Annotated in this window: 10 protein-coding genes; 9 read left to right on the top strand and 1 reads right to left on the bottom strand. The window is 70.4% G+C overall.

All coding sequences use genetic code 11. The annotated features are described in order from the left end of the window. Positions 1-282 precede the first annotated feature (282 nt). The 3 genes from IH48_RS0108400 to IH48_RS0108390 all read left to right on the top strand — a co-directional run bounded on the left by IH48_RS0108400 (position 283) and on the right by IH48_RS0108390 (position 3267). Positions 283-663 (top strand): TraR/DksA family transcriptional regulator, encoded by a 381-nt coding sequence (locus IH48_RS0108400; protein ID WP_037841257.1) that lies wholly within the window; start codon positions 283-285, stop codon positions 661-663. Positions 664-979: 316 nt separating this feature from the next. After that, positions 980-1690: a flavodoxin family protein gene (locus tag IH48_RS0108395; protein WP_030901261.1), complete on the top strand. Its 711-nt coding sequence runs from the start codon at positions 980-982 to the stop codon at positions 1688-1690. Positions 1691-1878: 188 nt separating this feature from the next. After that, positions 1879-3267 carry a mercuric reductase gene (locus tag IH48_RS0108390; RefSeq protein ID WP_030901259.1) on the top strand — a complete coding sequence of 463 codons (1389 nt, stop codon included), beginning with the start codon at positions 1879-1881 and terminating at the stop codon, positions 3265-3267. 120 nt (positions 3268-3387) lie between these two features. Here IH48_RS0108390 and IH48_RS0108385 read toward each other — a convergent pair whose 3' ends face one another. Beyond that, positions 3388-4467 (bottom strand): LacI family DNA-binding transcriptional regulator, encoded by a 1080-nt coding sequence (locus IH48_RS0108385; protein ID WP_051839370.1) that lies wholly within the window; start codon positions 4465-4467, stop codon positions 3388-3390. Between the two features lie 205 nt (positions 4468-4672). On the opposite strand from IH48_RS0108385, the gene IH48_RS0108380 reads away from it, so the two are divergent. The 6 genes from IH48_RS0108380 to IH48_RS0108355 all read left to right on the top strand — a co-directional run bounded on the left by IH48_RS0108380 (position 4673) and on the right by IH48_RS0108355 (position 10700). Continuing rightward, complete coding sequence (locus IH48_RS0108380) at positions 4673-5818, top strand: Gfo/Idh/MocA family protein (protein ID WP_030901254.1); 1146 nt, start codon at positions 4673-4675, stop codon at positions 5816-5818. Continuing rightward, entirely contained in the window at positions 5815-6738 is a 924-nt protein-coding gene (locus IH48_RS0108375) for a PmoA family protein (protein ID WP_030901252.1), read from the top strand. The genes IH48_RS0108380 and IH48_RS0108375 overlap by 4 nt, the downstream gene beginning before the upstream one ends. Beyond that, on the top strand, positions 6735-7460 hold the full coding sequence (locus IH48_RS0108370; protein ID WP_037841254.1) for a cupin domain-containing protein: 726 nt from the start codon (positions 6735-6737) through the stop codon (positions 7458-7460). Before IH48_RS0108375 ends, IH48_RS0108370 begins: the two co-directional genes overlap by 4 nt. Positions 7461-7567: 107 nt before the next feature. Further along, positions 7568-8905: an ABC transporter substrate-binding protein gene (locus tag IH48_RS0108365; protein ID WP_030901247.1), complete on the top strand. Its 1338-nt coding sequence runs from the start codon at positions 7568-7570 to the stop codon at positions 8903-8905. Further along, positions 8902-9867: a carbohydrate ABC transporter permease gene (locus IH48_RS0108360; protein ID WP_030901244.1), complete on the top strand. Its 966-nt coding sequence runs from the start codon at positions 8902-8904 to the stop codon at positions 9865-9867. Before IH48_RS0108365 ends, IH48_RS0108360 begins: the two co-directional genes overlap by 4 nt. Further along, positions 9864-10700, top strand: coding sequence for a carbohydrate ABC transporter permease (locus IH48_RS0108355; protein WP_030901242.1), 837 nt, complete (start codon positions 9864-9866; stop codon positions 10698-10700). Before IH48_RS0108360 ends, IH48_RS0108355 begins: the two co-directional genes overlap by 4 nt. Positions 10701-10703 lie beyond the last annotated feature (3 nt).

The following is a 10703-nucleotide window of genomic DNA, read 5'->3' as shown; positions in this document are numbered from 1 at the left end:
GATGTGACTCCGGTGCTTGTGGAGGCGGCCCATGGCGTCCACGACATCGGCGGCACCCACTCGTCGGGCCAGCGCGGACAGACGTTCGCTCGTGTCCATACGTTGCACCTCCGCGCACTCGCGACCTGTTACATGCCGCCCTCCACGTACAGTCAAGGAGAGTATGCCTGAGCGGGGCACACTACCCTCCCTGCGACCGCCGGAATCCTTGATCGATCGGCAGCCGGACGACATGGAGCGCCGGGAACGGGGCCGTACCGGAATCGTGAGGAAGGCAAGCACGTGGACGACGACCGATCGGCCGACTCGACTCCTCCGCCTGACACCGAGGCTGTGCACCGCCGGCTCACCGCGGAAGCAGCCGCACTTCGCCTTCGCCTCGCCGACGCCTCGACGCGGGAGAAGGAGTTGCAAGCTGACTGCCTCCTGGACGCCGGGGACGCCGGCTCGGTCACGGAGGCCTTGGCGGCACATCTCGCGGAGACGGACCGGGCGCGCGGGCTCCTGACTCGTGTCGAAGCGGCTCTCGCTCGACTGCGGGCCGGCGGCTACGGCTACTGCGTCCAATGCGGCGATGCGATCGACGGGGAACGCCTCCAGGCCTTTCCGCACCTGGAGAGGTGCCTGCCCTGCGAGACACGGAAGAGCAAGAGCTTCGAATAACACGTCATATGCAAACTCGTGGCGTTGTCTCAGGAGCGAAGGCTCCGAGCGGCCGGCTCGACGGTCACCCTTCGGCGAAGGCTTCTCGCGGCCCTCCCGATCATGAGGATGGCGGGGGAGACTCCTCCGCGACGTGGCAGGGCACGGCCCGAGGTGTCGCAGGTGCGGCCGGGGAAGCTCTCGCCGGATCGCCGTGTCGTGCCGGCAGGGCAACCACCGGGCCCGCACGATGGTCAGATCCGTGCCCGCGGTGCCGGGCACGGTGGTGAACCCCGAGGAGGAGACGCCGGTGACCGCCCAGCCCACAGGCGGCGACATGCCGCCTGCCCAGTACGGTGATCTGCGCGCCCTTGTGTTCAACTGCACGCTCAAGCGGTCGCCCGAGCGGAGCAACACACAGGGGCTCATCGACCGCAGCGCGGCTATCATGGCCGGTCAGGGTGTCGCGGTCGATGTCGTACGGGCCGTCGATCACGACATCGCGACCGGGGTGTGGCCCGACATGACCGAGCACGGCCGGCAGACGGACGAGTGGCCAGTGCTGTACGAGCGTGTGTTGGAGGCAGACGTCCTGGTCCTGGCGGGACCGGTCTGGCTGGGTGACAACAGCTCTGTCATGAAGCGGGTGATCGAACGGCTGTACGCGTGCTCGAGCCTTCTCAACGAAGCAGGCCAGTATGCCTACTACGGACGTGTGGGGGGTTGCCTGATCACTGGCAACGAGGACGGCGCCAAGCACTGTGCCATGAATATCCTCTACAGCCTGCAGCACCTCGGCTACACCATTCCGCCCCAGGCGGACGCGGGATGGGTCGGGGAGGCGGGCCCTGGCCCCTCGTACCTGGACCCTGGTTCGGGTGGGCCGGCGAACGACTTCACCAACCGCAACACCGCCTTCATGACATGGAACCTGCTCCATCTGGCGCGGCTCCTCAAGGACGTCGGCGGCATTCCCGCGTACGGCAATCAGCGCGCGACCTGGGACGCCGGCTGCCGCCGTGACTTCGACAATCCCGAGCACAGGTGATCGGCGGCCACGCGCCGGCCCGTCCGGGCACCCGGACGGTGGCGCCCGTAGTCAGAGAGCACTCTCCCCGGCACGCGCCCCAGCCGCTCACGTAGTGCGGCCTCATCCCGGCTTCGGAGGCGGAGGTTCCCCCGACTGCGGCGGAGAGCATCTGGTTCGTCACATTCAGTGTCGTTACGATTCATTTCATGGCAGACGAGAGATACGACGCGATGGTGATCGGGACCAGCCAGGGTGGCCGGTTCCTTCCGGGTGATCTGGCGGAGGCGGGCAAGCGGGTGGCGCTCGTCGAGCGCGGCAACCTCGGCGGAGTCTGTGTGAACGTCGGCTGCACCCCGACCAAGACGATGGTCGCCAGCGCACGCCTCGCCCACCAGGCCAGGCGTGGCGCGGAGTACGGCGTGCGGACCGGTCCGGTGTCCGTCGATCTCGCCGCTGTGCGGGAGCGCAAGCGGGCGATGGTCACCGGGGCGCGGGAGAACTACGTGAGCCGCCTGGAGAAAGAGGGGCTCGACGTGATTCAGGGGGAGGCTCGCTTCACGGGTCCCAAGACGGTCGAGATCGCACTGCGGGAAGGCGGAAAGCGCGGTGTCACCGCGCCGGTGATCGTCATCGACACGGGGGCGAGGCCCAGGCCGCCGGCGCTCAGCGGCGCTCAGAACGTCCCCATCCTGGACTCAACATCGATCATGGAGCTGGACACGCTCCCCGAGCACCTGCTCATCCTCGGCGGGGGCTACATCGGGCTGGAGTTCGGCCAAATGTTCCGCAGGTTCGGGAGCGAGGTCACGATCGTCCAGACCGGCCCGCGTCCGCTGATGAGGGAGGATGACGACGTCTCCGACGAGGTCGCCGCCATCCTGCGTGAGGACGGCGTAACCGTCCTGACCTCCGCGACGCCGGACCACGTCGAGGAGGCGCACGGCGGCGGGGTGCGACTGACCGTTCGTACACCGGACGGCGAGCGGCAGGTCGAGGGCACACACCTCTTGTCGGCTGTCGGCCGTATCGCCAACACGGAGGCGCTCGCGCTGCCGGCAGCCGGCATCCGGGTGCTCGACAACGGCTTCATCGAGGTCGACGAGTACCTGGAGACCTCCGTCCCCGGCGTCTACGCCATGGGGGACGTCAAAAGCGGACCGGCCTTCACCCACCTTTCCTACGACGACTACCGCATCCTGCACGCCAACTTGCTCGGTGGCGAGAAGACCAGCACGCGGGACAGGGTCGTCCCGTACACCGTGTTCATCGACCCGCAGTTGGGCCGCGTCGGCATGACCGAGCGGGAGGCCCGGGAGCAGAAGCGCTCGATCCGGGTCGCGAAACTGCCGATGAACGGCGTGATCCGGGCGCTTGAGGCCGGGGAGACACGCGGCTTCATGAAGGCCGTCGTCGACGCGGAAACCCAACAGATCCTCGGAGCCGCCATGCTCGGCATGGAAGGGGGCGAGATCATGACGATCGTCCAGGTCGCCATGCTGGGCAAGCTCCCGTACGCCGCCATGGCGGACGCGATCTTCACGCACCCTCTGCTGGCGGAGGGTCTCAACAGCCTCTTCGCGAGCCTCGACGCCTGAGCGGTGCCCCCGGCGGCGATCACGCAACCCGGCTCACCCGCTGTGAGACGGCGAGTTGGCCGGGGCCGCCGCCCCAGAGGCCGCAACGGCGGTGGATGCCGCTCGCACACGTCACCGGCACTACCGTGTGACGGCAGCAGTTGACCGGTTCGGTTCTCCGACCTGCAAGGGGCGGCGCACTCCGGCCGTCGACTCCCGCTCCTCGAGCCGGTGCGGGGCCACATGCACCTCGAACGGCAGGGGTCTGTCCGAACGGATCCGGGCCGACAGGCACTTCACGGCCAGGGAGGCGATGGCGCTCATGTCGGGGACGACGGTCGTGAGGGACGGCGTGCTGTAGAGGGCCTCCTGCGACCCGTCGAGACCGGCCAGGGCGATGTCTCCCGGCACGGCCAGGCCCGCCTCGTGCACGGCACGCAGCGCCCCGACCGCCAGCGTGTCGCTGAAGCAGAACACCGCGTCGGGCCGTACGTCCGCGGGCAGGCCAAGGAGCGCGCGCATCGCCAGCAGGCCGTCGCGCCGGTCGAACTCCTCGACCGGCGGCGCCAGCCGTGGGTCGAAGCGCAGCCCCGCCCCGTGCAGCGCCAGCTGGAAGCCCTCCAGACGCTGGCGGCTCGTCGCCGACGCCTTCCTGTCCGCGCCGATGGCGGCGATCCTCGTCCGGCCGAGGCCGGCCAGGTGCGCGGTCGCGTCACGCGCCGCGGCCGCGTTGTCGATGAGCACGTGGTCGGCGACCACCTGCTCCGTCCCGTAGCTGCGCTCGCCGAGGAGGACCAGCGGGAACGCATCGGCGACGGGGGCGAGTTCGGCGGCCGTCACGTGCAGCGGCGACAGGATCACACCGTCGAGCAGCGACGCGCCCACCCCGGTGGCCAGGCGCAGCTCCTCCGTCGGGTCCTGGAGCGTCTCCTCGATCAGTACGGTGAGGCCGAGCGCGGTGGCCTCCGTCCGTACGTGGTGGGCGAGGTCGGCGAAGTACGGGGTGGTCAGTTCCGGGACGGCGAGGGCGATCAGGCCGCCGCGCCCCGTACGCAGCCGGCGTGCCGACGGGTTGGGCCGGTAGCCGAGTTCGCGCACGGCGCGCGTCACCCGTTCCCGCGTGGCCGCTGACACCCGCGGGGCGTCGCGTACAACGTTGGAAACCGTTTTGATCGACACCCCCGCGCGCTCGGCCACGTCCTTGAGTGTCACTGCTGCCACCGGACGGCCCTTCGCTGAAGTCTCCCCAGAGTATGCACGCGCACGCGCTTTCTGTCAGCAGGCCCCACGGGCTCCGGCTGTTTTCGAACGAAGGGTTGACCCTGCGGACGCCGGGCGGTTACAACGTTGGAACCGATGGCAAGCGCCTGCCGTTGACGCGACCGATAGCAAGCGCTTGCTGTGCTCGTCTCACGAGAGGGACCGTATGTCTCCGCATCGTTCGGACGCCCCCCTGCGCACGGCCGTGGTCGGCACGGGAGGCATCGCGCGCGCCGGCCACCTGCCCGCCCTGCGCACGCTGGCCGCTGAGGGGAAGACGGAGGTCGTGGCCGCGGTCGACGTGGACGGCACCGCCGTGCGCGCGTTCGCCGACTCGTTCTCCATCCCGTACGCGTCCACGGACCTCGACGCGATGCTCGCCGAAGTGCGCCCGGACCTCGTGGTGTTGTGCACCCCGCCGGCCGTGCACCGCGAGCAGTCCGTGGCCGCGCTCCGCGCCGGCGCGTGGGTCTGGTGCGAGAAGCCCCCGTGCCCCTCGCTGGCCGACTACGACGCCATCGAGGCCGCGGAGAAGGGCGGCGACGCCGACCCGTACGCGTCGATCGTCTTCCAGCACCGCTTCGGCTCCGGCGCCCGGCACGTGCGGCGCCTGCTGCGCGCCGGCGCGTTCGGCCGCCCCCTCGTGGCCCACTGCCAGACCACCTGGTACCGCGACGCCGCGTACTACGCCGCGCCGTGGCGCGGCCATTGGGCGACCGAGGGCGGCGGCCCTGCCATGGGGCACGGCATCCACCAGACGGACCTGCTGCTCGACCTGATGGGACCCTGGAGCGAGGTGCGCGGCATGGCGGCCAGGCTCGTGCACGACGTGGAGACCGAGGACGTGTCCACCGCGCAGGTCCGCTTCGAGGGCGGCGCCGTCGCGACGCTCGTGAACAGCGTGGTCTCCCCCGACGAGGTCAGCAGGATCCGCATCGACTGCGAGCACGCCACGATCGAGCTGACCCACCTCTACGGCTACCGCAACGCGGACTGGCACATCACACCCGCCCCCGGCGTCCCCGAGGCGACCGCGGCCGGCTGGCGCGATTTCGGCGCGGACGAACCGAGCTCCCACCTCGCCCAACTGCGCTGCCTCGTCGACGACATCGCCGCCGGGCGGCGCCATGACACCAGCGGCCCCGGCGGCCGCAGGACGCTGGAGTTCATCACCGCTCTGTACAAGTCCGCGTTCACGGACACTCCCGTACGCGCCGGCGACATCGGCCCGGGAGACCCCTACTACACCGAGCTGCACGGCGGCGCCCCCGGCTGGGCGCCGGCCGGCTCCGGCGAGGAGGACCACGCATGACCCTGGCACTGACCCACGTCCACGGCGACCGCGTCACCGTGGCCCACGAGGCCACCGGCACCGAGCTGTTCGCCTACGTGTACCGCCCCGAGGCCGCATGGGAGGCGCCCAAGCCCTACCTGCATCCCCTCCGCACGCTCTCAGGTGCGGTCGTCACCGACTACCGCCCCAACGACCACCGCTGGCACAAGGGGCTGCAGCTCACCGCCTCCCACCTCTCGGGCCAGAACCTGTGGGGCGGCAACACGTACGTGCACGGCGAGGGGTACCTCGCCCTGCCGGAGAAGGTCGGCTCGATGGCGCACACCGGCTTCGAGGAGGTGTCGGCGGACGGCGACCGCGCCGTCATCGCCGAGCGCCTGGCCTGGCACCCGTACGACGGCGAACTGTGGGCCGAGGAGGAGCGCCGCGTCGAGGTGTCCGACGTCGACACCGAGGCCGGCAGCTGGTCGCTCACCTGGACCTCGTCCGTGGCCAACCGGCGTGCTGAGCCGCTGCGGTTCGGCAGCCCCACGACCCACGGCCGGCCCGCCGCGGGCTACACGGGCCTGTTCTGGCGCGGCCCGCGCGCCTTCCGCGGCGGACAGGTCTTCAGTGCGGACGCGGACGAGGGCGACCTGATGGGTACCCAGGCCGCGTGGCTGGCGTATGTCGGCGAGCACGACGGGCGGGACGGCCGGGCCACCCTGGTCTTCGAGCACGCTCCGGCCAACGACCACCGCGGCGACAAGGGCACCCACCCGGCACACTGGTTCGTGCGCAGCGACCCGTTCGCCGCGGTCGCGCCGTCCTGGGCGTTCCACGAGGAACTCGTCCTCGCTCCCGGCGACACGCTCACCCGTTCCTACCGCGTGACCGTCGCCGACGGTGCGTGGGACCGCGAGCGGGTGGCCGCCCAGCTGCGCGGACGCGCCTGGTGAGCACCGCATACGACGGTTTCCCCGGGGCGGTCGGGGTGTCCAGGCTCACCGTGTACGACTGGCCCACCGTTGACGACCTGCCCGGCGGCGGCACGCCTCATCTGCACCTCACCTGCACCGAGGGGTACGTGGTGACGGCGGGCCGCGGCACGGTGCAGACACTCACCACCGCCGGGTACCGGGAGACACCGCTGGAGCCGGGCACCGTCGCCTGGTTCACACCCGGCACGATCCACCGCCTGACCAACGGCGGCGGCCTGGAGATCACCGTCGTTATGCAGAACAGCGGCCTGCCCGAGGCAGGCGACGCGGTACTCACCCTGCCCCAGGACCTGCTCGCCGACCCCGGAACGTACGCGGACGCCGTGCGCATCCCGGCCGACGCCCCCGAGGCCGAGCAGGTGGCGGCCGCGCGCGCCCGCCGGGACCTCGCCACACACCGCTTCCTCCGGTTGCGGGAGGCCGCGGAAAGCGGCGACCCCCGGCCGCTCGCGGCCTTCCAGGAGGCGGCCGCCGCGCTCGTACGCCCCCGGCTCGACGCGTGGGAGCAGCGGTGGCGCGAGGGCGCGCACGCGGCCGCGCAGGCAACCCGGGCCCAACTCGACGCACTGCGCACTCAGGACGCGCACCATCTGACCGGGGCCCGGGTCACCGCGACCGGACCCACCGCACGCGGACGCTTCGGCATGTGCGGCCGCCTGGACGTCTACCCGGGCATCTGAGCCGCGTACCCGTCGCCCGTGGCGGGGCGGCGCGGCACACCGCCCGCCCGGCCACCTCCTCCCGAACCACCGCCAACGCCCCCTCCCACCGTCTCCGGAAGGCGCCCATGCCAGAGCCCCGAAGCGGCGGGCACCGATCCCTCAGCCGCCGTGCCGTCCTGGCCTCGGCCGCTGTCGGTCTCGGTACCGCCCTGACCACCACGCTCACCTCCTGCTCCACCGCCAGTGGGGGAACGGGCGGCGGCGTCTCCCTCACGTTCTCCTGGTGGGGCAACGACGACCGTGCGGCGCGCACCGAGAAGGCCGTGCGCCTCTTCGAGAAGGAACACCCAGGCGTCACCGTCCGCACGTCCAACGCCGACTTCGGGTCCTACCTGCAGAAGCTGGCGACCCAGGCGGCCGGCGGAGGTGTCCCCGACGTGGTCCAGCTCGACTACCGGCAGATCTCGCAGTACGCGGGCAGCGGCGCCATCATGGAGCTGACGGGGCCTGTCGCGGACCGCACGATCCGCACCGCCGAGATCGACAAGGACTTCCTGCGCACCGGCACCTACGGCGGCAAGCTGTACGCCGTGCCCATGGGCCGCGGCATCACCGGATACGCCTACGACACCAGGATCTACGAAAAGGCGGGCATCCCCACGCCGAAGCCCTCCTGGACCTGGCAGGAGTGGGCCGAGGACAACAGGAGGATCGCCGCCCTCGGCCTCAGGTCGCCCGACGGGCGGCACGTCACGGGCGCCAATGACGGCGCGGGCAACGAGGACGTCTTCGAGGACTGGCTGCGCAGCCACGGCAAGCGGCTCTACGCGAGCCAGACCCGGCTGGGGTTCACGGAGGACGACCTCACCGCCTTCTGGACGTTCTTCGACCGCCTCCGCAGGCAGGGGGCCGTCGCCGCGGCCCGGGACACCTCGCAGGCGATCTCCACCGAGACGTCACCCATCGGCCGCGGCCTGTCGGCCGCCGACTACACGTGGGACGCGACCTTCCCCGGCTACCCGGCGCTGCTCGGCGACGCCGTACGCTTCGCGCCGGTCCCCACCATCGACGGCAGGGCCGGCCAGTACTTCAAGCCCTCGATGCTCGTGGGCGTGGGCGCGCACACCGCCCACCCCAAGGAGGCGGCCCAGCTGGTCGACTTCCTCATCAACGACCGGCGGGCCGGCGACATCCTCGGCTTCACCCGGTCCACACCGCCCAACCGGGCGATCGCCACCCGCGTCGCCAAGACCCTCAAGGGGGCGGAACGGGAGATCTACGACTACGCGGTGATGATGGAGCAGTACGGCCTCTCCGCGCCGCCGACCGCACCACCGCGCGGCGATGTCGCCATCGACACCGCTTTCGGGCGCGAGTACGAGCGCGTGGGATACCAGCTCGCCACCCCCCGCGAGGCGGCGCGCGAACTCATCAACGCGGCCAACCGGGAGCTGAGGTCATGAGCACAGTGTCCACCAGGGCGCCCGCACGCGCCCCACGCACCACACGGTCCCGGCCGCAGCCAGGACGCCGCCGCAGGCGCGAACAGCACTGGCCCGCTTACGTGTTCCTCTCGCCGTGGATGATCGGCGCGGTCGTGCTGACGCTGGCGCCGATGGCCGTCTCCCTGTACCTGTCGTTCACCGACTACAACCTCTTCGACCCACCGCACTGGATCGGCCTGCGCAACTACACGGAGATGCTCACCGACGACCCGCGCTACTGGCGGTCGGTCGGCACCACGATGCTGTACGTGGTGATCGCGGTGCCGCTCAAGCTGGGCGTCGCGCTCGGGGCGGCGATCCTGCTGAAGAACCTCGGACGCGGCCGCGCCTTCTACCGCTCCGCCTTCTACGCGCCGTCCCTGCTCGGGGCCAGCATGTCCATCGCCCTGGTGTGGCGGGCGCTGTTCAACGACGGCGGCTCGGTCTCCGGCCTCCTCGACGCGGTGGGCATCCACGCCGGCGGCTGGGTCGGCAACCCGCACCTCGCGGTGTACGTGGTCGTCCTGCTGACGGTCTGGCAGTTCGGCGCCCCCATGGTCATCTTCCTCGCGGGGCTGCAGCAGATATCGCCCGACCTCTACGAGGCCGCCTCGCTCGACGGCGCCGGCCGGTGGCGGCAGTTCGTCTCCGTCACCGTGCCGATGCTCTCCCCGGTGGTCTTCTTCAACCTGGTGCTGGAGACCATTCAGTCCTTCCAGGTGTTCACGCCGGCCTTCGTCATCACCGGCGGCAAGGGAGGCCCCGCCGACTCGACGAACTTCTACACGCTCTACCTCTACGAGCGCGGCTTCACCGCCTCGCACATGGGCTACGCGTCGGCGATGGCCTGGCTGCTGCTGATCGCCATCGCCCTCGTCACCCTGATCCTCTTCAGGACGTCCAGGTCCTGGGTCTTCTACGCGGGGGAGGACGGACGATGAACCCGGCCGCCAAACGATGGGTGCCGCACACGATCGCCGTCGTGTGCCTGCTCGTGCTGCTGTACCCCCTGCTGTGGCTCCTCGCCACGTCACTCAAACCGGCCGACGAGGTCGTCACCAGCCTGCATCTGTGGCCGAGCCACCTGGAGTGGTCCAACTACACGACCGCGCTCGACGGTGTGTCCGGCGTCTCCGTCACCCGGCTGCTCGGCAACACCCTCCTGATCGCCGGCGGAGCCGTCGTCGGCAACGTGCTGTCCTGCTCGCTGGCCGCGTACGCGTTCGCCCGGCTCCGGTTCAGGATGCGCGGGCCGATGTTCACGTTCATGGTGGCGACGCTGATGCTCCCGCAGCACGTCATCCTCATCCCGCAGTACATCATCTTCAACCGGCTCGGCATGGTGGACACGTACTGGCCGCTGATCCTGCCGAAGTTCCTGGCCACCGACGCGTTCTTCGTCTTCCTCATCGTCCAGTTCATGCGCAACCTGCCGCGCGAACTTGAGGAGTCGGCGCGCATCGACGGCTGCGGCGTGTTCCGCACGTACTGGGCCATCACACTGCCGCTGAGCCGGCCCGCGCTCATCACCACGGCCATCTTCACCTTCATCTGGACGTGGAACGACTTCTTCACGCAGCTCATCTACCTGTTCGCGCCGGAGAAGTTCACCATCACCCTCGCCCTGCGCAGCTTCGTCGACCAGTCGAGCACCTCCGCATACGGGCCGATGTTCGCCATGTCGGTGATCTCCGTGCTGCCCATCGTGCTGTTCTTCTTCGTCTTCCAGCGCTACCTCGTACAGGGCATGGCCACCTCAGGACTGAAGGGCTGATCC

The organism is Streptomyces sp. NRRL F-5126, from assembly GCF_000721265.1.
Lineage (GTDB): Bacteria > Actinomycetota > Actinomycetes > Streptomycetales > Streptomycetaceae > Streptomyces.
The sequence above is the reverse complement of the archived record's forward strand: the minus strand, read 5'-3'. Positions and strand labels throughout refer to the sequence as shown.

Excerpts from the sequence above, each read along its gene's own strand:
- IH48_RS0108395 (WP_030901261.1), top strand. The coding sequence starts at position 980 with ATGCCGCCTGCCCAGTACGGTGATCTGCGCGCCCTTGTGTTCAACTGC.
- IH48_RS0108390 (WP_030901259.1), top strand. The coding sequence starts at position 1,879 with ATGGCAGACGAGAGATACGACGCGATGGTGATCGGGACCAGCCAGGGT.
- IH48_RS0108380 (WP_030901254.1), top strand. The coding sequence starts at position 4,673 with ATGTCTCCGCATCGTTCGGACGCCCCCCTGCGCACGGCCGTGGTCGGC.
- IH48_RS0108375 (WP_030901252.1), top strand. The coding sequence starts at position 5,815 with ATGACCCTGGCACTGACCCACGTCCACGGCGACCGCGTCACCGTGGCC.
- IH48_RS0108365 (WP_030901247.1), top strand. The coding sequence starts at position 7,568 with ATGCCAGAGCCCCGAAGCGGCGGGCACCGATCCCTCAGCCGCCGTGCC.
- IH48_RS0108360 (WP_030901244.1), top strand. The coding sequence starts at position 8,902 with ATGAGCACAGTGTCCACCAGGGCGCCCGCACGCGCCCCACGCACCACA.
- IH48_RS0108355 (WP_030901242.1), top strand. The coding sequence starts at position 9,864 with ATGAACCCGGCCGCCAAACGATGGGTGCCGCACACGATCGCCGTCGTG.